Here is a 24368-nt window from a genome sequence, read left to right as displayed (position 1 = left end):
TCATCCTTCTGTCGCAAGAGCGATGATCAACCAAGGGCTGCTTCCATGATCAACCGGGGTGTGCGTCACCCGTCCGGGACCTTAAACGGCAAGCTCAGGCGCGGCGTGCGGCCCAGACGGAACGCTTGGTGCGGACCGCGAGGTCGTCGCGCCGCAGGAGGCTGTGCGGGCTGTCGACGTCGAGCAGCCGGTCGAGCGCGACGAGGTCCTCGGTGTCGAGTTCGGCCGCGACCGCGCCGCGAACGCGTTGCAGCGCACCGAGGGCGTACTGGCCGACCGCCGCGTTGCCTGCGCCCTTGACGTCCACGTCAACGATGAGCTCGCCCTCCACCACGAACCCGGCGGCGGTGAGCATCGGTCCCCAGTCGGCGCCGCGGTGGGGCAGGTGCCGGGCGTGGAGCCGGTCGCCCACGGCGTGGACGCGGTCCTCCAAGCCGGGCCGGTCGGCGGGTGCGGTTGCGGGCAGGAAACGGGGCAGGCCCGCCATCTCGACCACGACGAACAGGCCACCGGGTGCGAGCAGGTCGTGGACGGAGCGCAGGGCGTGGTCGGGATCAGCCATGTGGTGCATGGAGCCCGCGGCCCACACGAGGTCCGGGGCGCCGAGGTCGGGCCAGGTGACGTCGTCGAGGTTGGCGAGCACCGTGCGCACGCGCCCGTCCACCCCGCGGGCGCACGCCTTCTCGCTGAGCCGCCGCAGGTGGCCGGGCGAGGTGTCCACGGCCGTGACGAGGGCCTCGGGGAACTGGTCGAGAAGGGCGAACGTGCCGGCTCCGGTGCCTGAGGCGAGGTCGACGAGCCGGCGCGGGCGGCCGTGCAGGGGCAGCCACCTGATGATGTCGGCGGTGTGCTCGGCGAGGACTTCCGCGTCCAGTTCGAGGATCTCCGCCTGCGCGCTGTCCGCTTCGTGGTGATGGTGGCCGTGGCCGTGGTGGCCTTGGTGCTGGGCATGCGCGTGCGTCATGCTGCCACGTTAGAAGCGTTATGCCTTTTACGTATACGACCTTGCGTATTACGCAAGAAGTTGGGCTCGCGCAATGCTGTGGGCGCAAGCAGTGCCGTTATGAGCCGTTGTCCTCGGAGTCTTCGTTCTCGCGATGTCCGCGACGGGCGTCCCGGTCGAAGATGAACATGACCTCGCACGGGCGACCTTCCGCGCCGATGGCGTGCGGCATCATGGTCGGGAACTCGGCGGCACGATTGGTCTCGACGCGGAAGCGGCGGTCGCCGAGCAACAGGGTCGCGGTGCCGGACAGCACGACGAGCCACTCCCTGCCGGGGTGGGCGCGCATCTTGGCGGGATTGTCCGGCGGTGGCTCGGTCAACCGCCTGCGCATGACGCTCATGGCCGGGTCACCCTTCATCGGCCAGCTCAGGCCGTTGGCGCCGTGGTTCATCGGACTGATGACCACATCGTCCGCCGCGTTCTCGACCAGCTGGTCGAGAGTGGTGTCCAAGGCGCGGGCCAAGGCGACGAGCTGGTCCAGCGCCAAGCGGCGCTGACCGTTCTCGATGCGGCTCAGCGAGGACTGTCCCAGGTGGACTCGCTTGGCCAATTCCTCCAGGGACAGGCCCTGCGCGACCCGCAGTGCCCGGATCCGCTTGCGCACGAGGCCGTCCAGCGCACCTTCTTCTTGCGTCATGGGCAAGATGGTATGCCAGCGCCGCAAACCCTGCTTAGCATCGTGGCAGATGGCCCGGAACGACCGACGTGCCCGGCGTGCGGGTGGCCGGCAACGCCACCGGCTGATCTTCACCTCCCCCACCACTCCCGGCGTCCGGGCACCGCCCGGCGCCGTGATCCCCATGCCCGTTTGAGAGGAACCCATGAGCACCAACCAGCCCGCACAGGGGGCTGCCACACCGGACGCGCGTCAGTTGCGCACCATCCTCATCTCCGTGTCGATCTCGTTGATGGCCGTCGTCGCCTCGGTCTCGGGCCTCAGCGTCGCGCAGACCCACATGGCCGTCGAGTTCGAGGCCTCGCTGGGCACGGTTCTCTGGATGATCAACATCTACACCCTGACCCTGGCCGCGCTGCTGCTGCCGCTCGGCGCGCTCGGTGACCGCCTGGGCCGCAAGCCCATGCTGACCGCCGGGCTCACGTTGTTCGGCATCGCCAACGTGGCGGCGGCACTGGCCCCGACCGCCGAGGTCATGATCGCGGCCCGCGCGATCAGCGGTATCGGCGCCGCCGTCATCATGCCGATCACCCTGGCCGTCATCACCTCCACCTTCCCCGAGGAACAGCGCGGCAGGGCCATCGGCGTGTGGACGGCCGTCGCGGGAGGCGGCGGCGTCCTGGGCATGTTCCTCTCCGCGGTCTTGGTCGACATCGCCGACTGGCGCTGGCTGTTCGCGCTCCCGACCGCGCTGATCGTCGTGGCGCTCGTGACGACGGTGAAGTCGGTGCCCGCCTCCCGCGAGCGCTCGGTCCACCCCTTCGACACCGTCGGCGCGCTGCTCTCCACCCTCGCCGTCATCAGCCTCATCTTCGTGCTGCAGGAGGGACCCGAACGCGGCTGGACCGTCCCCGAGACGGTGATCAGCCTCGTCGTCGGCACCGTCGCCGGCATCGGCTTCGTGGTCTGGGAACTGCGCCGCCGCGACGCCTCCCTGCTGGACGTGCGCCTGTTCCGGGACCGCGGGCTGGCGAGCGGTTCGCTCACGTTGCTCGTGGTCTTCGGCGTCCAGGCGGGCACCGGCGTGGTGCTGTTCCCGTTCTTCCAGGCCGTGCTCGGGTGGTCGGGAGTGGTGTCGACGGCGGCCCTGATGCCCATGGCGATCTCGATGATGGCGGCCTCCGGCCTCGCGGCCAAAGCGGCCGAGCGCATCGGCTCCCGCGCGACCATGACCACCGGCGTCGCGCTGGCCGGCGTGGGGCTGGTGCTCATGGCGCTGTTCGTCTCGGTGGAGGGCGGCTACTCGTCGATCCTGCCGGGGCTGGTCGCCATGGGCCTCGGCATGGGCCTGTCGATGACGCCGTCCACCGAGGCCATCACCGGCTCGTTGCCGCGAGACGAGCAGGGTGTCGCCTCCGCGCTCAACGACATCACCCGCGAGTTCGGTACCGCCCTGGGTGTCGCCCTGCTGGGCGCGCTCGTGTCCGCCGGCTACCGCCGCTCGGTCGACGGCAAGCTGTCCGGCGTCCCCCAGGAGGCCGCGGACGTCACCAGGCAAGGCGTCGCCAACGCCGTCGAGGTCTCGGGCAGCACCGGCTCGCACGCGGCACGGATCGCCCAGGCCGCCCGAGAGTCCTTTGTGGATGGGTGGCAGCAGGCGATGTGGGTCGGAGCGGCCGTCATGGTGGTCCTGTTCGTCTACGTCGCCGTGCGAGGCCCGAAGAACCGGGTGCGCTCCGCGACGGACGAAACCGAGCTCGGCCTCAGGCCGAGCCTGGTCGAATGAGGGCTGAGTCCACCTGCAAGCCAGGCGATCGACATCACCACTGGCGACTGAGTCTCGTAGTTGCATCGGTTGAGGTGGACCAGGCACGGCAGCACAGCGGTTCATGGACACCTCCATGGACAACCGATCCACAAAAGATGATCAACTGGCGAGGCTGTCGACCAGCTCGACGGCCCAGTTCGCGAAGAACGATCGAAGTTCCGGCACTCGGTCACCGGGGATGGGGAGTTCGCCGTCCTCGAAGCGGGACAGCGTTCCGAGCATCTGCGCGAAGACCGCCACGTCGAACCCCATGTCGACTTCAGCGGCGCGGGCAAGCAGCAGTTCTTTGCCATAACGCTGGACCAGCGCGTAGACGTCCGTGAAGTCACGAGCTTCCGCACGGTCGAACAGGGCGAGCGTCTTACGGCCGGCCAGCTCCTCCAAGTCGAACGTCGGCCCGATGAAGCTGGCTGTGGGCGGCCTGCTGGGAGGCGTGTCCAGCGCGAGATCGACCACCAACGAATCCGACCCGGAAACCACCAGCCGGCAGAACGTCACCCCGTCCCGCACGCGCCGCACAGACCAGCCCCGCTCTTGCGCGGCCGTTTCGAAGGCGTCCCAAGCGACAACAACATTTCCGCTGTCTGGACCGACGGAGAAGCCCAAGTCCCGCGTGGGCCGGTCGGTCAAGGCTTGAGCCACCAGCGCCGCGCCGCCCGCGAGCAGGAACCCCTCGCTCTCCGCAAGACCGAAGAACACCCTGGCCACCTCGACCTGGAAGTCGGTCAAGCCCTCCGGAGACGACTCGTCGGGCATCACGCGGCCTCTGCCCCGGCACGACCGACAACCGAGGACCAAGCGGCTCGGACGTCACGAGGAAGGACGAGTTCGTCCCACAAGTCGATGAGAAGAGCACCGTCCACGTACGTGATCACGTCCTCCGGCCCACCCTCGCGAAGCACGATCTCGTAGACGCGCGCCCGTTCGGACCGGATGGCCAGGTTGAACCGCCGCTCCGGCGCGGACCAGTTCAAGTGGATCGGCAGGGTCACGACGGAAAACGCCCGATCCACCGGAAGCCGAGGAAGCTCACTCAACGTGGAGACCACGCGACCACGCGAGGTCACGTGCTCGACAACGCGCGGCACGGGCACGACCACCAAGTCGTGACCGGCTTCAGCCAGCAACCGCCCCAACGTGTCCACCGTGGGCGACTTCCGCCCGTGTTCGTAGGCGGATAGCGTCGGCCGCGAAGTACCTGCTCGACGTGCGAGTTCCTCTTGACTGAGCCCCGCAGCGCGCCTCGCTCGGACAAGCATGTCCGCCATGTCCGCCATGCTGCCTCCAGCGACGTATCCGAAGGGATACGGTACGCGGTCGGCTCAACGACGCCAACCCGTAACTGGTCCGACACCCGACGAACCGACCAGGTGGGGACAAGATCGGCCCTCGACCGGAAGATCACAGGTCGGGGGCCGCTGTAGGCGAATGCGATGTGCCCCCGGTGCGACTCGAACGCACACTGGACGGATTTTGAGTCCGCTGCCTCTGCCGATTGGGCTACGGGGGCCGGCGGGAGCACTGTACTGGATCAGGTCGCCCGGCCGCCTCGCGGGGGCGGCCGGGCGGGGTTGGTCAGGAGCGGACCAGGCGGCCGATCGCGGCGGAGGCTTCGGCGATCTTCTCGTCCGCCACCTCACCGCCTTCGGCCACGGCCTGCGCCACGCAGTGCTTCAGGTGCTCGTCGAGCAGACCCAGGGAGACCGCCTGCAACGCCTTCGTGGCCGCCGAGATCTGGGTCAGCACGTCGATGCAGTACTCGTCGTTCTCGACCATCCGCTGAAGACCGCGGACCTGCCCCTCGATGCGGCGCAATCGCTTGAGGTACGCGTCCTTGTCCGCCGTGTAACCGTGCATCGCTCCCGGCCTTCCCTACCCTGGGCGGGTACCGGGCTCCAGGATAGGCCACCCGTCCGGGTGTGACCGGCACCACGGGGTGGCGGCGTGCGGGGCCTCTCAATTCGGCTCCGTGCGGTTTGTGTCGCGAAATGACCCGTCCGGGGGCATCAACCACATTTTGACCGCGAAAGGTTAGGCGATATTCCTCTCGTGCACTATGGTGTCGACCTAAGCGTGTGGCGCAGAACTAGTCGAGGGCAGCACGCGCTATGCGAGCACACACGGAGGAACAGTGGCACAGCAGACCGTCGTCCAACTCATCGACGACCTCGACGGCAGCGAAGCCGCCGAGACCGTGACCTTCGCGCTGGACGGTGTGGAGTACTCCATCGACCTCTCCAAGGACAATGCGGACAAGCTCCGCGAGTCCCTGGCCGACTTCGTCGCCAAGGCGCGCCGCGCAGGTGGCCGCAAGCAGCGCAAGGGCACCGGCAAGAGCACGGTAAAGGCTGGTGACAAGGCCCAGGCCCAGGCCATTCGGGACTGGGCGCGCGCGCAGGGCCACCAGATCTCCGACCGCGGCCGCATTCCCCAGGGCCTGGTCGTGCAGTTCCAGGAAGCCCACGCCTCCTGAGTCACGCCGTTTTCCCCTGCGGCGGGCGGTGCCTGCCGCAGGGGAAAACCGCAGGTCAGCGATACCCAGAGCAGCGATACTCAGGGCAGGGATGAGCGCCCCGGGAACTCGACCCCTGCCAGGCTCAGCAGGGCGGTCGCCTTGACCGCGGTCTCCTCGAATTCCTCTGCGGGGTCGGACAGCGCGATGACCGCGCCGCCGACGCCGAAACTCACCTTGTCGCGGTCCACCACGAGCGTCCTGATGACGATGCTGAAGTCAGCCGTTCCGGAGAGTGAGAAGTAACCGAGCGCCCCGGAGTAGACACCCCGGGGCCCGGCTTCCAGCCCGTCGATGATCTGCATTGTCCGGATCTTGGGCGCACCCGTCATGGACCCACCGGGGAACGCCGCCCTAACGACCCGCGCGGCGGAACTACCGGAACGCAGTCGAGCCCGAACGGTGCTGACGAGCTGGTGCACTGTCGCGTAGCTCTCCACCTCGAAGATCCTGGGCACCTCGACGCTGCCGACTTCCGCGCAATGGCCCAGATCATTGCGGACCAAGTCCACGATCATGAGGTTCTCGGCGCGGTCCTTCTCGCTGGTAGCCAAGGCCGTGCGCAAAGCCGCGTCCTCGGCGGCGGTGGCCCCGCGGGGTCGTGTCCCCTTGATTGGCTCGGATTCGACGACACCCTGTCGGTCGACCCGGATGAACCGCTCGGGTGAAGTGCTGAGCACGGAGAGCGCACCGAAACGGAGCAACGCCCCGAACGGCGCCGGGCTTTCCGCCCGCAGGAACCGGTAGGCGTCCCACGGATCGACCGACCCGCGCCACGTCACCGTGTTCGTCAAGCACACCTCGTAGCTCTCGCCCGCGGTGATGGCCTCTTGGCAAGCCGCCACCAGCTTCAAGTAGTGCGAACGGCTGTGCCGCGGCTGCACGGAGTCGGCGCGGGCCGGGCGCGGGGCGGCCGCCGGCACCGCGGTGAAATCACGCAGGAAATCGGCCGTTCGGCCCAACCAGCCGTCCTCGTCGGTCAACGCCAACAGGTGGACGCACCGGGAAACGTGGTCGAAAACCAGGGCCCGGTCGGCGAACACGAATGCCGCGTCGGGTTGCTCCGAACGGTGCGCGGCCGTCGCGCCGCATTCGGCCTTCAGCTCGTAACCGAGGTAGCCGACCCAGCCGAGGGCGAACTCGAACGGCACGTCCGGGGGCACCACCCGCCACGCCGCCAGGTCGGCCTCCAGCCAGTCGAAGAACGGCCCGGGCCGCGTCTCCCCGTCCACCGTCACCTCGCCGGTCCACACGTCGTACGTCGCCACCCGCGCCAGCGGCCCGGACGCGTCGCCCATCACGGAGAACCGGCCGCGCTCCCCGGCGAGGCTGCTGTCCAACCAGAACGCGTGTTGAGACGCCCCGTACAACGCCGCGTAGACGTCCTCCGGCGACGGGTGCACGTCCACGCGGCGCACCAGTACCTCGCGAGCGCCCTCCGGGGGCGGCGACGGCGCGGGCGCCGGGAGGACGGGAGGGGCGGGAGAGACGGCGTCGGTCAGGTCGCGGAAGTTGGCCAGCAGCTGGTGGCCGTGCGACGTGCACACCGACTCGGGGTGGAACTGCACGCCCCAGGCGGGCCGCGACCGGTGCCGCACGCCCATCAGCACGTCGTCGGACCCGGCCCAGGCGATCGGCTCCAGCGACGGCGGCAGGTCCGACACGGCCAGCGAGTGGTAGCGCACCACGGGCAGCGGGGACGGCAGGCCGGCGAACACGTCCACCCCGGTGTGCCGCACCTGGTCCACCACGCCGTGCCGGGGCGTGACCAAGCCCACGGTCGCGCCGTGCGCGAGGCACAGCCCCTGGTGCCCCAGGCAGACGCCCAACAGGGGGATGTCGGCGTGCTCGATCACCGCCCGGCACAGGCCGAAGTCGGCGGCGCGCTGCGGCCGGCCGGGACCGGGCGAGATCACCACGTTGTCGAAGCGCCGCAGGTCGGACAGCCGGAACCGCGGGTCGTCGTGGGTGATGACGACCGGCTCGCGCCCGTTCACCTCGGCCAGGTACTGGAAGAGGTTGAAGGTGAACGAGTCGTAGTTGTCGATGAGCAGCGTCCGCATGGCAAACAGCACGGTACCTGCACGAACACCCGGATGGAGTACCCCTGGACGGGCGAGGCGACAACACCTCACGGCCCGAGCGGAAGCAGCGCACACCGGAGAGGCCGGCACCGGAGGCACGCACCGGGAGGCGGACACCGGAGGCACGCACCGGGAGGCGGACACCGGAGAGGCCGGGCGCGCCTGTCGCCCGGCCTCTCCGTCCCTCGGGTGCTCAGTCCAGGTGGAACTTCGCGTCCGCGGCGATCGCCGCGAGCTGCGCCTCGGTCAGCGCGGGCCGCGACAGCGCCGGGTGGCCGGAGTCCCGGAACTCGCTGGAGTACCCGACGGTCACCAGCGTGCCGTCCGGGTGCCGGTAGAACGCACCGGCCTCCATCGTGTTGGCGCCCGCGTCCGGGGTGGCCCCGGTGACGACGGCGACCTGCTTGCCGCCGACGTCCACGAGTCGGCACGCGCCGCCCGCGACCGGGTACGGGTACTTCGTCGCCGCCTCGCACCCGGTCAGGCCGCCGAGCCGGGTGTTGCCCCTGGTCTCGACCCTGATGGACAGCTCGCCGACCCCGGCCTCGCCGGTGATCACGACCGGCGTGCGCGCGTCGTAGTCCCAGACCTGCAGGTCACCGACGTACTCGGAGAACTGCGCCTGCCGCCAGGTCATCGGCCCGTAGTCGGGGAAGCCGATCCGGGTCCGGTCCTCGGCCTTGACCCCGGGTGGCAGCGACGACGCCAGGTCGTTGAGCAGCCTGACGCCCTTGTCCGCCCTGGGCCCGCTGGTCGCGGTGCGGTCGCCCTGCCCGTCCGGCCACGGCGTCGAGGTCCCGCTCTTCGGCGGCCCGCCCGAGGGCGGCGTCACGCTCACCGCCGGCGGCTCGGACGGCGGCGACCCGGTGGGGGTGGTCACCGGTGGTCGGGGTCCCGACGGCTGACCTCCCGCCACCTGGACGTCGGCACCACCGCCGGTCAGGTTCGGCACCATCACGGCGCCGACCGCGATGGCCACCACCGCGAGACCGGCGACCGCACCGCCCCACGTGGCCTTCCTGCGGCGCTGCGCACGACGGCCCCGGTCCAGCGCAGCCTCCGGGCTCATGGGTGGCGGCGGGCTGCTCGCCACCATCACTTCCTCCAACGCGCTCTTCAACTCGCGCTCGTCCATCGCACCTTTTCTCCCTGCTGAGGGGTGATCAGGCCGCGCAGCGTCTGCAGCCCCCGCGCGGCCTGGCTCTTCACCGTTCCTTCCGAACAGCTCAACGCCCTGGCGGTCTCCTCGACCGACAGGTCTTCCCAATACCGCAGCACGAGCACGGCGCGTTGCCTGGGCGGCACCTTGGCCAGCGCCGCCAGCAGCACCAGCCGGTCCTCCGCCGAGCCGCGCGACACGGCCGCCACGTCGGCGGTCGTCTCGCTCACCCGTTCCTTGCGGAACCACCCCCGGCGCAGGTCGGACACGAACGTCCGGACGAGCGTCTGCCGGGTGTAGGCGTCGAGTGCCTCGTGCCGGTTGATCCGCCGCCACGCCACGTAGAGCTTGGCGAACGTGGCCTGGACCAGGTCCTCGGCACGGTGCCAGTCGCCGCACAGCAGGTACGCCGTGCCGCGCATGGCCTCGGACCGCGCCGCGAAGTACTCCGCGAACGCGGCGTCCCGATCACTCATCTGTCCTCCCCCGTGCTGCGGTACGAGGTAATCACGCCCGCGGGCGGTCGGGGGGTTGCATGCGGACTTCGAGATTCGTGGAAACTGGACCCATCACCACCCGGGAGGCCGCACTTGTTGTTCTTCGCCCTGTTCGCCGCAGTGATGGGCGCGGCCCACTACTACATCTGGCGGCGGGTCGTGCTGGCCACGACCCGGCCCGGCCGCGGCCGGCGGACCGGCACCGCGATCGTGGTGTTCCTCTACGTGCTGCTGGTGGCGGCCCTGGGGTTGAGCCGGTTCGGGTCGGGCTTCGCCGTGGTCGTGGCGTGGCCGGGGTTCATCTGGCTGGCGGGCGCGTTCTACTTCGCGCTGGTCCTGGGCGTGCTGGAGATCCCCCGGCTGGTGCTGCTGCGCGCGGCGCGCCGGCACGAGGCACGCCGGCACGAGGCGCCCGCCACCGTCGGCGCGCCGGACGCGGCGGTGGGGACGCCGGTGAGCACGCCGGAGGAGCAGCCGGTCGACCCCGGTCGGCGGCTGTTCATCGCGCGGTCGCTGGCCATCGCGGGCGGCGTGGCCACGGCGGGCGTGGTGACCTACGGCACCACGCAGGCGTTGGGCGACCCGGTGCTCAAGCGGGTACCGGTCGCGCTGGGCAAGCTCGACCAGCGGCTGGCCGGCTACCGGATCGCGGTGGTGAGCGACATCCACCTCGGGCCGCTGCTCGGCCGCGGCCACACCGAGCGCATCGTGCGCATGATCAACGCCCAGCAGGTCGACCTGGTGGCGATCGTCGGCGACCTCGTCGACGGCACGGTGGAGGAGCTGGGTGAGGCGGCGGCTCCGCTGCGCGACCTGGTGAGCACGCACGGCAGCTTCTTCGTCACCGGCAACCACGAGTACTACTCCGGCGCGGAGCCGTGGCTGGCGGAGTTGGAGCGGCTCGGGGTCAACCCGCTGCGCAACGAGCGGCTGACCGTCGAACGGGCGGGCGCGTCGTTCGACCTCGCGGGCGTCAACGACGTCACCGGCGAGGCGTTCCAGGACGGTCCGGACTTCGCCCGCGCGCTGGACGGCCGCGACACCTCGACGCCGGTGGTGCTGCTGGCGCACCAGCCGGTGCAGGCGCACGAGGCCGCCAAGCACGGCGTGGACCTGCAGCTGTCCGGGCACACGCACGGCGGGCAGATGTTCCCGTTCCACCTCGCGGTGGGCCTGCAGCAGCCGGTGCGCAGCGGTCTGGAGACCGTCGACGGCACGCAGGTCTACACCACCAACGGGGCCGGTTTCTGGGGTCCGCCGGTGCGGGTCGGCGCGCCGCCGGACATCACCGTCGTGGAGTTGCATCACAAGTTCGCCCGCTGATAGCGCATTTTTCGCCCGCACCACCTAGAGTGGACGGCCGTGCCCGAACACGGTCGGACCGTGCCTCATCACGGTTGCGAAGGGGGACCCCTAGCGAGATGACGACGAGCTTTGCCGATGAACGGCTTCGCGAGGCAATGGCTCGTATTCGTCGTTTCCTGGACCACGACCAGCCGGACACGCCCTGCCTGGTGATCGACCTGCCGACGGTGCGCGACCGGTTCGCGGCGATCCGCGCGGCGCTGCCGCGGGTGGGGATCTTCTACGCGGTGAAGGCGAACCCGACGCCCGAGGTGGTCGAGCTGCTGGCCGCCGAGGGGTCCGCCTTCGACGTCGCCAGCCCCGCCGAGATCGACCTGTGCCTGGCCCGCGGCGCGGCGCCGGAGGCCATCTCCTACAGCAACCCGATCAAGAAGGCGCGGGACATCGCCTACGCCCACGGTCGCGGCGTGCGGCTGTTCGTGTCCGACAGCGAACAGGACGTGCGCGCGCTGGCCGAGCACGCGCCCGGTGCGTCCGTGCTGCTGCGGATCTTGGTCAACAGCAAGGGTTCCACCTACCCGTTCGGCAAGAAGTTCGGCTGCTCACCGGAGATGGCGACGGATCTCCTGCGGTTGGCCGCCGAACTCGGCCTCGTTCCGCTGGGTGTGGCGTTCCACGCCGGGTCGCAACAGCTGGACCCGAACGGGTGGGACGGCGCGATCGCCGACGCCGCCGAGATCATCGGGAAGCTGCGCGCCGAAGGGCTCTCGCCGACCACGGTGAACCTGGGCGGTGGCCTGCCGGCGGGTTACCTGACCCAGCCGCCGCCGCTGGCCGACTACGCCGCGGCCATCACCGCGTCGATCGCCCGTCACTTCGGCGACTTCACGCCCGAGGTGATGATCGAACCCGGACGCGCTATCGTGGCGGAGTCCGGCGTGATCCGCTCCGAAGTGGTGCTGGTGTCGCGCAAGTCCTATTCGGACGAACGTCGCTGGGTCTTCCTCGACATCGGCCGCTACGGCGGCCTCGCGGAGACCGAGGGTGAGGCGATCGCGTACCCGCTGGTCACCAGCCGGGACGGGGTCCCGCTCGCCGGGGTGTCGCTACCCGGGGTGCCGGTGGGGCCTGTCGTGCTGGCCGGTCCCACGTGCGACGCGGACGACGTCCTGTACCAGAACACGTGCTACGAGCTGCCGTTGGACCTGCGCGCGGGCGACCACGTCGACCTGCTCGGTGCGGGCGCCTACACGGCCAGCTACTCGTCGGTGGCGTTCAACGGCTTCCCGCCGTTGGCCACCCACTGCGTGCGATGAGCGCGCCCCCGCCTGTCCGCTGCTGTGCCCCCTCCTGAAGATGTTTGGAGTGATTGATGTCCGAACTCCCGTGCGAAACCGAGCCGGTCGGCTTGTTCGCAGGACAGCACGTGCTCGCCGAGCTTGAAGGTGTGAGCCCCGAACTGCTCGACGACGAGCGGTTCCTGCGACACGCGCTCGGCGAAGCGCTCACCCAGGCTGACGCCACGGTGTTGGAGGTGGTCTCCAAGCAGTTCGAGCCGCAAGGGGTCACCGTGCTGGCCCTGTTGTCGGAGTCGCACGCGTCCATCCACACCTACCCCGAGGTCGGGGCCGTGTTCGTGGACGTGTTCACCTGCGGCACGCGCGCCAAGCCCGCGCTCGCGGTGCAGTTGCTGGCCGAAGCGCTGGGAGCTGTGTCGGCACGGACGGACACGGTCAGCCGGGGGCACCGCGTCCCCGCGCTCGTCGGTGAGGAGAAGGCGTCTTGATCCGCGAACCGCTCGCGGCCGGTATGACCAGGCACTGGGACGTCGACGAGGTCGTGGTCGACACCAGGACCGAGTTCCAGCACCTGGTGATCGCCCGCACCGCCCAGGGGTTGTCGCTGTTCTGCGACGACGACCGGCAGAGCACCGAGTTCAGCCAGCTGACCTACCACGAGGCGCTGATGGTCCCGGCGCTGCTGCTGGCCGACCGCGTCGACCGGGTGCTGGTCATCGGGTCGTCCGAGGGCGTGGTGTGCCAGATGGCGGTGGCGGCGGGCGCTTCGGTGGTCGACCACATCGACATCGACTCGCAGGCCGTGCGGCTGTGCGCCGAGCACCTCCCCTACGGCTACACGCTGGACGAGCTCGCGCTCGCGGAGAAGGGCGAGGGCCCGATCCACGTGCGGTACATCGACGGCTACGAGTACATCCGGACGACGTCGGAGCGCTACGACATCGTCCTGGTGGACCTGCCGGACGAGCGCGAGGAGGAGGCGCAGCACAACCGCTTGTACGGCGCCGAGTTCCTGGCCATGTGCAAGGCGCTGCTCACGCCGGGCGGCGTCGTGGTGTCCCAGGCGGGCTGCCAGACGATGTGGCGCAACACCACGCTGGTCCGCATGTGGCAGCGGTTCAACGAGGTGTTCGACACGGTCGCGTACTACGGCTCGGACGAGCACGAGTGGGCGTACCTGTTCGGGCGCGCCGACGAGGTGGCCGACCCGACCGCGTTGATGGTCGAGCGGCTGCCCGGTGCCGGCTACCAGCCGGAGACGATCGACGACCTGGCCCTGGTCGGCAACTCGATCCCGCCCTACCTGGTCCGCCACTCCCTGGCCTGACGGTGGTGCGGGAGCGGGGCCGTCCCCCTGGCGGGACGGCCCCGCTCCCCCATCAGGCCAGGGAACGGCGCAGGAAGTCGACCTGGAGCAGCAGGAGGTTCTCGGCCACCTGCTCCTGCGGGGTCATGTGGGTGACGCCGGACAGCGGCAGGACGGTGTGCGGCCGTCCCGCCGCCAGCAGCGCCGAGGACAGGCGCAGGGTGTGCGCGGCCACCACGTTGTCGTCCGCCAGGCCGTGCACGATCATCAGCGGGCGCTCCAGCTTCGGCGCGTCGGCGATGAGCGAGTTGGCGTCGTACACCTCCGGCCGCTCGGCCGGGTCACCGAGGTAGCGCTCGGTGTAGTGGGTGTCGTACAGCCGCCAGTCGGTGACGGGCGCGCCGGCGATGCCCGCGTGGAACACGTCCGGGCGCCGCAGGACGGCCAGCGCGGCCAGGTAGCCGCCGTAGGACCAGCCGCGGATGCCGACCCTGGTCAGGTCGAGGTCCGGCTCGCCCGCCGCGACCGCGTGCAGGGCGTCGACCTGGTCCTCCAGGGTGGCGCCCGCGAAGTCGAACGCGATCTCCCGCTCCCACGCCGGACCGCGGCCGGGCGTGCCGCGACCGTCGACCACGAGGACCGCGAAACCCTGGTCGGCCAACCACTGCGACGCCAGGTAGGCGTTGCGCGCCGACACCACCCGCTGCGCGTGCGGACCGCCGTACGGGTCGAGCAGCACCGGCACCTTCGTGCCCGGCACGTGGCCGCGCGGGAACAACAGCGCCGCCCTCAGGTCGCGCTCGCCGACGGTCAGCAGCCGGACTTCGGGCGTCAGCACGGGGGTTTCGGCGAACGAGCCGATCGCGCCGCCGGTGGAGACGGTGACCTCGGCGCCGAAGTGGTCCATCGAGGAGCGGGACAGCACCAGCACGCCGCCGGCGCGGGTCGCGCCGTGCACACCATCCTCTGTGGACAGTCGGGTGACGGCGGATCCGGTGACCAGGAAGACGTGCGTCTGCGTCGGGTCGTCGGTGGAGGCGGTGACGAGCACGCCGTCCTCGGCCACGTCGAGCACCGAGCGGACCTGGAAGCCGTCCGGCGTCCACGCCCGGTCGCCGACCACGAGCCGGTTCGCGTCACCGACGGGCAGCACGCGCACCAGCTCGCCGCCGGGGTTCCAGCGCGGCACGCCCGGCACGATCTCCAGCCAGCGCGGGTCGGTGTCGTCGGCGACCACGTCGGTGGCGCCGGTCCCCACGTCCACCGCGAGGACCCGCACCCGGCGCTGGTCGCGTGACTGGACCTGGAGCAGGGGCTTGCCGTGCGACGTCCACGACACCGAGTTCAGGTACGGGAACGCCTCGCGGTCCCACGTCACGTCGGTGCGGTCGGTGCGGTCGGCGTCACCGGCGCGGTCGGTGCCGAAGACGGCCACCTCGACCACGGCGTTCGCCGCTCCCGCCGCCGGGTAGGCGATCTCGGTGGCGGGCGTGCCGGGGTTGGCCGGGTCGGCGATGTGCCAGCGCGGCACGGGCGCGTTGTCGACGCGGGCCGCCAGCACGCGCTCGCCGTCCGGGGAGAACCAGTAACCCCGGTAGCGGCTCATCTCCTCGGCCGCGATGAACTCCGCCAGACCCCAGGTGACGTCCGGCCCGTCCGGCGAGGCGACCACGCGGTCCTCGCCGGTGCCCAGGTCGACCACGTGCAGCGCGCCGTCGGCCACGTACCCGACCTTGTGGCCGGTGGGGTCCAGGCGCGGGTCGATGGCCGCGCCGGCGACCGGCAGCTCGCGGACGGCGGCGGTGGCGAGCTCGACCACGAACAGCCTGCCGGACAACGCGAACACCGCCTGCCGCGCGGCGCCGTCGGTGGCGTAGCCCACGATGCCGGCGGCCTGCTCGCGGGCGCGCTCGCGGCGTGCCCGTTCCTCCGGGGACAGGTCCTCGGGGTCGGTCAGCAGGGTGGTCGGGTCGACCAGCAGCGCCTCGGTCCGGGTCGCGGTGTCGAACGCCCACAGGCCGTTCGCCCGGCTCGTGGCCGCGGCGGTGCGGAGGAAGTACACCTTGGCGCCGTCCGGGGCCGCGGTGAACGTCCGCGGTGCGCCGAGGGTGAACCGCTGGGTGCGCGCGTGCTGGCGCGGGAAGGAGATCTCGTTGCCCACCCGGACACCCTACGGGCACCCCCTGTCCTGGTTCACGGATTCGGCCCGCGGCTGAACCGCACCGGCGGGAGGGCCGTAGTCGTCGGTGGAGCGATTGACGGACCAAGGAGGAGTGAGTGTGATCCGACGAAACCGCATCGCCATCGCCGTCGCGGGCGGCATGGCAGCCGTGCTCGCGCTGGTCATGTGGACATCCAACGCCACCGGCCTGCAGGGCAAGACGGTCGCGCAGACCGAGCAGGTGGGGGCCGCGGCCCAGGGCGACTACGGCGACGTGCAGGAGCCCCTGGCCCCTCCGACCAGCGAGGAAGCGGCGCCTGTCGAGGAGCCCGCCGCCGCACCCGAGGGCCAGGCAGCACCGGCGCCGTCCGGCCCGCAGGTCACGTTGGTGGGCAAGAGCGTGCCCAAGATGGGCGAGGTCGTGCAGGACGGCGACGGCCGGACGCTGTACCGGTTCGACAAGGACACGCCGGACCCGGCGAAGTCCAACTGCGAGGGTCAGTGCGCGGTGACGTGGCCTCCCGTGCTGTCCAACGGCACGCCGCAGCTGCAGGGCGTCGACCCCGCGCTCGTCTCGACGGTGAAGAGGGCCGACGGCACCGACCAGGTCACCCTGGACGGCTGGCCGCTGTACACCTACGCGAAGGACGAGGCGCCGGGCCAGTGGAAGGGCCAGGGCGTCGGCGGCACCTGGTTCGTGGTGCAGCCCAACGGCAAGCGCAACATCGAGTGCCTCCCGCCGGGGGTGACCGCTCCCGCCGCCTAGTCGACCCGGGTGGTCCACTGTGGAACGCCCTGATCCCCCGGCCTGGGGTTGGCCGGGGGATCAGGGCGTTGTGCAGCGGTAGGCGTCAGCCGACGCGCACGACCGTCACAGCGTGGGGTACAGCGGGTGCTTGGCGGCCAGCACCTCGACCCGCGCCCGCAGCTCCGCCAGGTCGGGCGAGGGCTGCAAGGCCGCCGCGATGACGTCCGACACCTCGGCGAAGTCCGCCGCGCCGAAACCGCGGGTGGCCAGCGCGGGCGTGCCGATCCGCAGGCCGGAGGTCACCATCGGCGGGCGGGGGTCGTTCGGCACGGCGTTGCGGTTGACCGTGATGCCCACCTCGTGCAACCGGTCCTCGGCCTGCTTGCCGTCCAGTTCGGACGCCACCAGGTCGACCAGCACGAGGTGCACGTCCGTGCCGCCGGTGAGCACCTTCACGCCCGCCGCCGCCGCGTCGGGCCGCGACAGCCGTTCGGCGAGGATCTTCGCGCCCTCGACCGTGCGCCGCTGCCGGTCGGCGAACTCGGGCGACGCCGCGTGCTTGAACGCCACCGCCTTGCCCGCGATCACGTGCTCCAGCGGCCCGCCCTGCTGACCGGGGAACACCGCCGAGTTGATCTTCTTCGCGAGTTCGGCGGTGTTGGTCAGGATCACACCGCCGCGCGGGCCGCCGAGCGTCTTGTGCGTGGTCGTCGTCACGACGTGCGCGTGCGGCACCGGGCTCGGGTGCAGGCCCGTCGCCACGAGACCGGCGAAGTGCGCCATGTCCACCATCAGGTACGCGTCCACCGAGTCGGCGATCCGGCGGAACTCGGCGAAGTCGAGCTGACGCGGGTAGGCCGACCAGCCGGCCACGATCAGCTTCGGCTTGAACTCCGCGGCCAGCCGCTCGACCTCGGCCATGTCGACCCGGCCGTCGGACTCCGACACGTGGTAGGGCACCACGTTGTAGAGCTTGCCGGAGAAGTTGATCCGCATGCCGTGGGTGAGGTGGCCGCCGTGGGCGAGGTCGAGGCCCAGGATCGTGTCGCCCGGCTGGAGCAGGGCGAACATCGCGCACGCGTTGGCCTGCGCGCCCGAGTGCGGCTGCACGTTCGCGAAACCCGCGCCGAACAGGGCCTTGACCCGCTCGATCGCCAGCCGCTCGATCACGTCGACGTTCTCGCAGCCGCCGTAGTAGCGCCGGCCCGGGTAGCCCTCGGCGTACTTGTTCGTCAGCACCGACCCCTGAGCCTGGAGCACCGACACCGGCGTGAAGTTCTCGGAGGCGATCATCTCCAGCGTGCTCTGCTGCCGGTCGAGCTCGGCGGCGACGGCGTTCGCGACCTCCGGGTCGAACTCCGCGAGGGAGGTGTTGAAGTGCTCGGACATGTGTGTGGATCTCCCTTACGAGGTGCGCTTGTAGAAGGGCAGTGCGACGACTTCGACCGGCTCGTGCTTGCCGCGGACGTCGACCGACAGCGCCGTGCCGGGCTCGGTGCTGCCGACGGCCACGTACGCCATCGCCACCGAGTACCCCAGGGTCGGCGACAACGCGCCGCTGGTCACCTCGCCGATCGGGGCGCCCGCCGCGTCCAGCACCGGGTACCCGTGCCGGGGCGCGCGGCGCGAGGTGGTCTTGAGGCCGACGAGGACCTGGTCCACGCCCTGCTCGGACACGGCGGCCAGGGCGTCGCGGCCGACGAAGTCGCCCGGCTTGTCCAGCTTCACCACCCGACCGAGGTTCGCGTGGAACGGCGTGCGGTCGCGGCCGAGTTCGTTGCCGTACAGCGGCATGCCCGCCTCCAGCCGCAGCGTGTCGCGGCAGCCGAGGCCGGCGGGCTTGAGGTCGTGCGGGGCGCCCGCCTCCAGCAGGGCCTGCCACACGTGCGCGGCGTCGTCCGGCGCGACGAACAGCTCGAAGCCGTCCTCGCCGGTGTAGCCGGTGCGGGCGAGCAGGACCGGCTTGCCCGCCACCTCGGTCGGGTACGACGCGTAGTACTTGACCGTGCCCAGGTCGGTGGGCGTGAGGCCGGCGAGGATGGCGGTCGAGTTCGGCCCCTGCACGGCCAGCAGCGCGTAGTCGGTCGAGGCGTCCTCGACGGTGGTGTCGAAGCCCTTCGCCCGCTCGACCAGCGCCTCGTGCACGACGGCGGCGTTGGAGGCGTTGGCCACGACGAGGTACTCGACCTCGCCCGTGCGGTAGACGATGAGGTCGTCGATGACGCCGCCGTCGGCCTCGCAGATCATCGTGTAGCGCGCGCGGCCGACGCCGATCGCGGACGCGTGGCCGACCAGCGCGTGGTCTAGCGCGGCGCCCGCCTCCGGGCCGGTGAGCCGGATCTCACCCATGTGGGTCAGGTCGAACAGGCCCGCCGACGTGCGCACCGCGTGGTGCTCGGCCAGCTCGCTGTCGTAGCGCAGCGGCATCCGCCAGCCCGCGAAGTCGGTGAACATGGCCCCCAGCGCCTCGTGCTCGGCGTTCAGGGGCGTGCGGCGGCTTTCCATCAGGCGGAGACCTCCCTGGGTGCGGACGTGCCCGCGCGCCGACCGGTCGGGTCGGCCGCGGGCACGTCCGGGAACTTCACGGTCGAAAGGATGACACGGTCCATCGGAGACTCCTCGTCGAGTGAGCCTCCCCCTCTGCCATGAGCCTGAGAGCTTCGCCACCGGGTGAGGGCGGCTTGCACCGTGGGCGAGGCGCACCGGGTGCGCCTGCTTTCCAGAGTTGCCTTCGTCGGGCGGTACCTGTGCCTGAGAGATTCCGGGGAGGAGTTGCTCCTTCGGCGCCCTGGTGGGGGACTCTCCCGCGCGACATCGACGGCCGTGTTCAGTTGGTACCGCCAGACGCTAGGGGTGGGCGGCGGACGGGGTCAACCCCGCTCACAGGCTCTTCTCGGCCCGGACGCTCTCGACCACCCTGCGCTCGGCGTAGAACGACACGAACGGGATCGTGCCCGCGAGCAGCACCAGGGCGGTGCCCTTGATCGACCAGCGCGCCTTGAGCGCCAGGTCGACGGTGAGCACCAGGTACACCGCGTACAGGAAACCGTGGACGGGGCCGACGACCTGCATCATGCCCTCGTTGCCGCCCGCGTACTTGGCGATCATCGCGACCACGAGCAGCAGCAGGCCGACACCGACCACGTAAGCCATGAACCGGAACCTGGTCAACGCGCCGCTCATCGCCCTACCTTCGCTTCACCGCTGGTCCCGCGCGTGGAGTTCGGCGAGCATGCGGTTGTAGGCCGCGAGCTCTTCGTCCTCGTCGTCCGGCGCGGGCGCTCTGACGGGCTCAACGGTAACGACCGGTCGCGGCGGCGCGGCCACCGGCTCCGGGACGGCGCCGTCAGCGGCCTCGGCCTTGCGGCGCGCGTCCAGCCTGCGGATGCGCCACACCATGAACGCCGGGAAGAGGCCGAACAGCGGCCACTGGAAGACGTAACCCAGGTTCTGGAACGTGCCGCCGGCCTCGGAGAACCGCTCCCACTGCCAGTAGGCCAGGCCGCAGCACACGACCAGCGACGCCAGGCAGGCGGCCGCGATCGCGAGCCGCTTGGGAGTGATGAGGCCTCGCACGCCTCAAGAGTACTTCGTGCATCCCCCGGGGCTGGGGCTCCCCGCGCAGGAGCCCGCCCCTCACGGTGAGGGCCCCTCGACCACAGGAGCCCGCCCCGACTCGTCGGAACCTAAGCGACGCCGTCCCGGCGTTGCCTCTGCAGCCTGGCCACGCACCAGGCCGCCGCGCTACCCCGACGCAGGTGCTGGAGCACCGTCATCGGGCCGAGGCGACGACCGAGGTCGGCGGGCGTGAGCCCGGCCGCCCGGTAGTCCAGAGCGCGCTGGTCCAGCGGGCTGATGCCCGCGTCCCACCACTGCTCCGCCTCGGACAGGTCGCCCACCAGCTGCCAGTAGCTGGCGGCGGCCGCGAGCAGAGCCTCGGGCACCTCGGGCGCCCGCTTCCGCATCGCCGTCACGTACGCCGGATCCGCGGACTCGACCTTCACCAGGCCGCGGGGACCGCCATTCGCCCGCTGCACGGGGATCCCCGGCGCGGACGGCGGGGCTTCCGCGAGCCACGCGTCCTTGATCCGGTTCACCTCCTGCAGCTCGGCGTCGTCCGAGCGCTCAGCCGCCCACTGCCGCAGCAGCTCGTCGACTCCGGAGTCCTCGACCATTCTGCCTCCTCGTCGGTCGAAGATCAGCCAATGCGACGCACCGTATTAGCGGGTACCGACAACCGCTAGACCCTGGATTGTCCAAAACCCTGTTACCAGGGCGTTATAGCCCTCATTCCACCCGTACGGTGCAACGTTCAGGGCGTGCGGTCACCGATCGTGACCGCATTGAGCGGAGTTCGACGAGGTCGGGCGGGCGTCTCAGGCGAAGAGGCTGCGGACGAAGGTGATGATCGACTCCGCGCCCGACTGGAGCCACCCGAGCGCGGTGCGCACCGCTTCGGCGGACTCGTTCGGCTGGGTGATCAGGAGGAACAGCACCAGCGCGACCGCCGCCAGCGTCACCACCTTCTTGACGTTCACTGATCGGTCTCCGTCCGTATCACAGGGCAGGGCGGCCGGGTGCCGCTCCGGGCGTGTCAACCGACATGGTCCCCCATTCACCCGGATGATGACGATCGAACCCGCCGTCGTCGCCCGACCGGTCGCCGATCAACCACGCAACCACGCCTGAGCAGGCCCTGGTGTCACCCGATCGGACGATCAAGGGGACCCATGGCCCCGCCGATCACCAAGGTACGGGCACTCGCCCACCCCCCTCGCACGAACACCGAGGTGCAGCGACACCGTCCTACCCCCACAGCCCATCACACGAATGCGCCGGCGCACGCACTGTCCGTGACAAAGGCCGATGGCGGCTGCCACTCATTTCCGATACCCCTTCAGGTGATTTCCCGCGCCCTTTTTCCGCCCGATCCGGCGGCGCGGGAAGTGAGCGGGGTTCAGCCGATCACCCCGGACCGCCGCAGCCCGGCGATCTCGTCCTCGCCCAACCCCAGCTCGCCCAGCACCTCGGCGGTGTGCTCGCCCGGGGTGGGCGGCGGGCTCGGCGTCGCGGCGGGCGTCCGCTCGAACCGCGGCGCGGGCGCGGGCTGGGCCAGGCCTCCCACCTCGACGAACGTGCCCCGACGCGCGTTGTGCCCGTACCCCGGCGCCTCGCCGGGTGCCAGCACCGGCGCCAGGCACGCGTCCGTGCCCTCCGCCAGCGCCGCCCACTCGTCACGGGTGCGGGTGGCCACCGCCGCCGCGATGCGGGCCCGCAGCTCCGGCCAGTTCGCCGGGTCGTGCCGGGACGGCAGTCGTGCGTCGGCCAGCCCGAGCACCACCAGCAGCTCGGCGTAGAACTTCTCCTCCAACGCCCCGATGCCGACGAACCTGCCGTCGGCCGCCTCGTAGACGTCGTAGAACGGCGCCCCGCCGTCGAGCAGGTTCGTCCCGCGCCCGCCGGGCCACGCCCCGACCGACGACATCCCGTGCAGGAACGTGGTCAGCAGCGCGGCGCCGTCGACCATCGCCGCGTCCACCACCTGCCCGCGCCCGGACCGCTCCCGCTCGTACAGCGCCGCCAGCACGCCGATCGCCAGCAGCAGCCCGCCGCCGCCGAAGTCGCCGATGATGTTGAGCGGCACGGTCGGGGGCGCGCCCGCCCGGCCGATCGGCTCCAGCGCGCCGGCCACCGAGATGTAGGTGATGTCGTGCCCGGCGCGGTCGGCCAGCGGCCCGTCCTGGCCCCACCCGGTCATCCGCCCGTAGATCAGCCGCCGGTTGCGGGCCAGGCACTGCGCCGGGCCGATGCCCAGCCGCTCGGTCACGCCCGGCCGGAAGCCCTCCACCAGCACGTCGGACTCGCCGACCAGCCGGAGCACCAGCTCGGCGCCCTCGGGGCGGCGGATGTCCACGCCGATCGACCGCCGCCCGCGTCCCAGCACGGGCACCCCCGAGTCGGTCGAACCGGCCGCGCCGCCGACCCGGTCGACCCGCACCACCGACGCGCCGAGGTCGGCCAGCACCATGCAGCCGAACGGCCCGGGCGCGAGGCCCGCCAGCTCGACCACCTTCAGCCCCTCCAGCGGCCCCGGCACTAGAGCGACCTCGCGATGATTTCCTTCATGATCTCGTTCGTCCCGCCGTAGATCTTCTGCACGCGCGCGTCCGCCCACGCGCGCGCGATCGGGTACTCGGTCATGTAGCCGTAGCCGCCGAACAGCTGCACGCACTCGTCCACGACCTGGCACAGCCGCTCGGTGGCCCACCACTTGGCCATGGCCGCGGTGGGCACGTCGAGGCGGCCCGCCAGGTGGTCCTGCACGCACTCGTCCACGAAGGCCCTGGTCACACGGGCCTCGGTGGCGCACTCCGCGAGCTTGAACCGGGTGTTCTGGAACTTGATCAGCTCCCGGCCGAACGCGGTGCGGTCCTTGACGTAGGCCAGGGTGAGCTCCACCGCCGCCTCGATGCCCGCCACCGACGCCACCGCGATGATCAGCCGTTCCTGCGGCAGCTGCTGCATCAGCTGGATGAACCCCTGGCCCTCGCTCGTGCCGAGCAGGTTCGCCGCGGGCACGCGGACGTCGTCGAAGAACAGCTCCGCGGTGTCCTGGCCCTTCATCCCGATCTTGTCCAGCACCCGGCCGCGGCGGAACCCCACCGCCTGCGCGGTCTCGACGACCAGCAGCGAGATGCCCGTCGCGCCCTCGCCGGGGTCGGTCTTGGCCACCACGACCACCAGGTCGGCCTGCGCACCGTTGGTGATGAACGTCTTCGAGCCCGACAGCAGGTACTCGTCGCCGCGCCGCAGCGCCCTGGTCTTGATGTTCTGCAGGTCCGAGCCGCCGCCGGGCTCGGACATCGCGATCGCGCCGACGTACTCGCCCGACGCCAGCTTCGGCAGCCAGCGCAGCTTCTGCTCCTCGGTGCCGTAGGCGTTGATGTAGTGGGCGACGATCCCGCTGTGCACGCTGTTGCCCCACGCGCTGTCCCCGCACCGCGCCTGTTCCTCCAGCAGCACGGCCTCGTGCGCGAACGTGCCGCCGCCACCGCCGTACTCCTCGGGGATGGACAGGCAGAGCAGGCCGAGCTCACCGGCCTTGGTCCAGAAGTCCCGGTCCACCTGCTTCTGCGCGGCCCACCGCTCCTGGTGGGGGACCACCTCCCTCTCGAAGAACGTCCGGGCCAGCTCGCGCAACTGGTCCAGGTCCTCGGTCATCCATGCGGAACGGCGAGTAGGCATACTCCGACGTTCCCACCGGCGACGTCGGACCGCCATGACCGGGACACGCCAGAGTGGCGGCTGATCGTGAGCGGATCGGTCAGTGTTCGGTGGCCGCTGCTCCGCGGCCGGCGGCCGGGTGGGCCAGACTTGTGCCATGCGACTTCGGCGGCTGGGGCCTGCGGACTGGGCGACCTGGCGTGACATCCGGCTCACCGCGTTGAGCAGCGATCCCGAGGCGTTCGGCTCCACCTTGGCGTTGGAGCGGGAGTACGACGAGGCGCGGTGGCGGGACCTTCTGTCGCCGGAGCACGGGGTGCGGGTGGTGGCGGAGGATCCGGAGCCCGTCGGGCTGGTGGCCGGTGTGCCGCACGAGGTTCACCCCGACGTGTTGTACCTGTACTCCATGTGGGTCATGCCGGAGTTCCGCCGACGGGGCGTCGGCGAGGCACTGGTCGCCGACGTGCTGGCGTGGGCCAGGGAGAACGGGTGGGCGCGGGTGCAGTTGCGGGTGTTCCGGGACAACCGGACGGCACGGCGGCTGTACGCGCGGCTCGGTTTCGCGGGCGACGGCGAGATCATGGACCACCTCCTCACACCGGTGAGCTAATAAGTCACCTCGGT

The 24368-nt window shown here is 71.0% G+C and carries 25 protein-coding genes, 1 tRNA gene, 1 pseudogene and 2 riboswitches; of the genes and pseudogenes, 8 read left to right on the top strand and 19 right to left on the bottom strand.

Annotated features, from left to right (window positions below):
- Positions 1-94 precede the first annotated feature (94 nt).
- The gene (locus AB0K14_RS38985) at positions 95-964 is read right to left on the bottom strand and encodes a methyltransferase (RefSeq protein ID WP_360464940.1); all 870 of its coding nucleotides are present in this window, start codon (positions 962-964) and stop codon (positions 95-97) included.
- A gap of 97 nt (positions 965-1061) precedes the next feature.
- Entirely contained in the window at positions 1062-1643 is a 582-nt protein-coding gene (locus AB0K14_RS38980) for an XRE family transcriptional regulator (RefSeq protein WP_360464943.1), read from the bottom strand.
- A gap of 184 nt (positions 1644-1827) precedes the next feature.
- On the opposite strand from AB0K14_RS38980, the gene AB0K14_RS38975 reads away from it, so the two are divergent.
- Positions 1828-3408, top strand: a complete 1581-nt coding sequence (locus tag AB0K14_RS38975; protein ID WP_360464945.1) for an MFS transporter — start codon at positions 1828-1830, stop codon at positions 3406-3408.
- A gap of 141 nt (positions 3409-3549) precedes the next feature.
- On the opposite strand, the gene AB0K14_RS38970 is transcribed toward AB0K14_RS38975, so the two are convergent.
- The 5 genes and pseudogenes from AB0K14_RS38970 to AB0K14_RS38950 all read right to left on the bottom strand — a co-directional run bounded on the left by AB0K14_RS38970 (position 3550) and on the right by AB0K14_RS38950 (position 5307).
- Complete coding sequence (locus AB0K14_RS38970) at positions 3550-4206, bottom strand: nucleotidyl transferase AbiEii/AbiGii toxin family protein (RefSeq protein ID WP_360465001.1); 657 nt, start codon at positions 4204-4206, stop codon at positions 3550-3552.
- Complete coding sequence (locus AB0K14_RS38965) at positions 4206-4577, bottom strand: transcriptional regulator (protein WP_360465007.1); 372 nt, start codon at positions 4575-4577, stop codon at positions 4206-4208. Before AB0K14_RS38965 ends, AB0K14_RS38970 begins: the two co-directional genes overlap by 1 nt.
- A 6-nt stretch (positions 4578-4583) precedes the next feature.
- A pseudogene (locus tag AB0K14_RS38960) lies at positions 4584-4709 on the bottom strand (helix-turn-helix transcriptional regulator); the annotation flags it as partial.
- 177 nt (positions 4710-4886) lie between these two features.
- Positions 4887-4960: transfer RNA gene (locus AB0K14_RS38955), tRNA-Leu, on the bottom strand.
- Between the two features lie 65 nt (positions 4961-5025).
- On the bottom strand, positions 5026-5307 hold the full coding sequence (locus AB0K14_RS38950) for a metal-sensitive transcriptional regulator (protein ID WP_360464948.1): 282 nt from the start codon (positions 5305-5307) through the stop codon (positions 5026-5028).
- 274 nt (positions 5308-5581) lie between these two features.
- Here AB0K14_RS38950 and AB0K14_RS38945 point away from each other — a divergent pair, with 274 nt between their 5' ends.
- On the top strand, positions 5582-5923 hold the full coding sequence (locus AB0K14_RS38945) for an Lsr2 family protein (protein ID WP_015104119.1): 342 nt from the start codon (positions 5582-5584) through the stop codon (positions 5921-5923).
- 80 nt (positions 5924-6003) lie between these two features.
- Here AB0K14_RS38945 and pabB read toward each other — a convergent pair whose 3' ends face one another.
- The 3 genes from pabB to AB0K14_RS38930 form a co-directional block, all read right to left on the bottom strand.
- On the bottom strand, positions 6004-8025 hold the full coding sequence (gene pabB, locus AB0K14_RS38940; RefSeq protein ID WP_360464951.1) for an aminodeoxychorismate synthase component I: 2022 nt from the start codon (positions 8023-8025) through the stop codon (positions 6004-6006).
- Positions 8026-8239: 214 nt separating this feature from the next.
- Positions 8240-9181, bottom strand: a complete 942-nt coding sequence (locus AB0K14_RS38935; protein ID WP_360464954.1) for a hypothetical protein — start codon at positions 9179-9181, stop codon at positions 8240-8242.
- Entirely contained in the window at positions 9163-9681 is a 519-nt protein-coding gene (locus tag AB0K14_RS38930) for a SigE family RNA polymerase sigma factor (RefSeq protein ID WP_360464957.1), read from the bottom strand. The genes AB0K14_RS38935 and AB0K14_RS38930 overlap by 19 nt, the downstream gene beginning before the upstream one ends.
- Positions 9682-9795: 114 nt before the next feature.
- Between AB0K14_RS38930 and AB0K14_RS38925 the strand changes: the two genes are divergently transcribed.
- The 4 genes from AB0K14_RS38925 (at position 9796) to AB0K14_RS38910 (ending at position 13632) form a co-directional block, all read left to right on the top strand.
- Entirely contained in the window at positions 9796-11025 is a 1230-nt protein-coding gene (locus tag AB0K14_RS38925; protein WP_360464960.1) for a metallophosphoesterase, read from the top strand.
- A gap of 98 nt (positions 11026-11123) precedes the next feature.
- Complete coding sequence (locus tag AB0K14_RS38920) at positions 11124-12323, top strand: type III PLP-dependent enzyme (RefSeq protein WP_360464963.1); 1200 nt, start codon at positions 11124-11126, stop codon at positions 12321-12323.
- A gap of 56 nt (positions 12324-12379) precedes the next feature.
- Positions 12380-12793 (top strand): adenosylmethionine decarboxylase, encoded by a 414-nt coding sequence (gene speD, locus AB0K14_RS38915; RefSeq protein ID WP_360464966.1) that lies wholly within the window; start codon positions 12380-12382, stop codon positions 12791-12793.
- Positions 12790-13632 carry a spermidine synthase gene (locus AB0K14_RS38910; RefSeq protein ID WP_360464969.1) on the top strand — a complete coding sequence of 281 codons (843 nt, stop codon included), beginning with the start codon at positions 12790-12792 and terminating at the stop codon, positions 13630-13632. The genes speD and AB0K14_RS38910 overlap by 4 nt, the downstream gene beginning before the upstream one ends.
- 52 nt (positions 13633-13684) lie before the next feature.
- Here AB0K14_RS38910 and AB0K14_RS38905 read toward each other — a convergent pair whose 3' ends face one another.
- A complete protein-coding gene (locus tag AB0K14_RS38905) occupies positions 13685-15772 on the bottom strand; it encodes a prolyl oligopeptidase family serine peptidase (protein WP_360464972.1) in 2088 nt (695 codons plus the stop codon).
- A gap of 118 nt (positions 15773-15890) precedes the next feature.
- Here AB0K14_RS38905 and AB0K14_RS38900 point away from each other — a divergent pair, with 118 nt between their 5' ends.
- Positions 15891-16538: a hypothetical protein gene (locus AB0K14_RS38900; protein ID WP_360464974.1), complete on the top strand. Its 648-nt coding sequence runs from the start codon at positions 15891-15893 to the stop codon at positions 16536-16538.
- Positions 16539-16643: 105 nt separating this feature from the next.
- Here AB0K14_RS38900 and glyA read toward each other — a convergent pair whose 3' ends face one another.
- From glyA to AB0K14_RS38860, 8 genes are all read right to left on the bottom strand, one after another.
- On the bottom strand, positions 16644-17909 hold the full coding sequence (gene glyA, locus AB0K14_RS38895; protein WP_360464977.1) for a serine hydroxymethyltransferase: 1266 nt from the start codon (positions 17907-17909) through the stop codon (positions 16644-16646).
- Between the two features lie 15 nt (positions 17910-17924).
- Entirely contained in the window at positions 17925-19028 is a 1104-nt protein-coding gene (gene gcvT / locus AB0K14_RS38890; RefSeq protein ID WP_360465004.1) for a glycine cleavage system aminomethyltransferase GcvT, read from the bottom strand.
- A 122-nt stretch (positions 19029-19150) separates the two neighbouring features.
- A riboswitch (glycine riboswitch) is annotated at positions 19151-19249 on the bottom strand.
- Positions 19250-19337: riboswitch (glycine riboswitch) on the bottom strand. It lies immediately after the preceding riboswitch.
- Between the two features lie 63 nt (positions 19338-19400).
- Positions 19401-19703: a DUF3817 domain-containing protein gene (locus tag AB0K14_RS38885; RefSeq protein ID WP_360464980.1), complete on the bottom strand. Its 303-nt coding sequence runs from the start codon at positions 19701-19703 to the stop codon at positions 19401-19403.
- 15 nt (positions 19704-19718) lie between these two features.
- Positions 19719-20096, bottom strand: coding sequence for a hypothetical protein (locus AB0K14_RS38880; protein WP_360464983.1), 378 nt, complete (start codon positions 20094-20096; stop codon positions 19719-19721).
- A gap of 110 nt (positions 20097-20206) precedes the next feature.
- Positions 20207-20695 (bottom strand): helix-turn-helix transcriptional regulator, encoded by a 489-nt coding sequence (locus AB0K14_RS38875; protein WP_360464986.1) that lies wholly within the window; start codon positions 20693-20695, stop codon positions 20207-20209.
- A 201-nt stretch (positions 20696-20896) separates the two neighbouring features.
- The gene (locus AB0K14_RS38870; RefSeq protein ID WP_181319924.1) at positions 20897-21058 is read right to left on the bottom strand and encodes a hypothetical protein; all 162 of its coding nucleotides are present in this window, start codon (positions 21056-21058) and stop codon (positions 20897-20899) included.
- Positions 21059-21477: 419 nt separating this feature from the next.
- Positions 21478-22617: a CaiB/BaiF CoA-transferase family protein gene (locus tag AB0K14_RS38865; protein WP_360464988.1), complete on the bottom strand. Its 1140-nt coding sequence runs from the start codon at positions 22615-22617 to the stop codon at positions 21478-21480.
- A complete protein-coding gene (locus tag AB0K14_RS38860) occupies positions 22617-23765 on the bottom strand; it encodes an acyl-CoA dehydrogenase family protein (RefSeq protein WP_360464991.1) in 1149 nt (382 codons plus the stop codon). Before AB0K14_RS38860 ends, AB0K14_RS38865 begins: the two co-directional genes overlap by 1 nt.
- Positions 23766-23901: 136 nt before the next feature.
- Between AB0K14_RS38860 and AB0K14_RS38855 the strand changes: the two genes are divergently transcribed.
- Complete coding sequence (locus AB0K14_RS38855) at positions 23902-24354, top strand: GNAT family N-acetyltransferase (protein WP_360464994.1); 453 nt, start codon at positions 23902-23904, stop codon at positions 24352-24354.
- Positions 24355-24368 lie beyond the last annotated feature (14 nt).

This window comes from Actinosynnema sp. NPDC050801, from assembly GCF_040673975.1.
In the GTDB taxonomy this organism is placed as follows: Bacteria; Actinomycetota; Actinomycetes; order Mycobacteriales; family Pseudonocardiaceae; genus Actinosynnema.
Note: the sequence above shows the minus strand (reverse complement) of the source record. Positions and strands in the feature narration are given on the sequence as shown.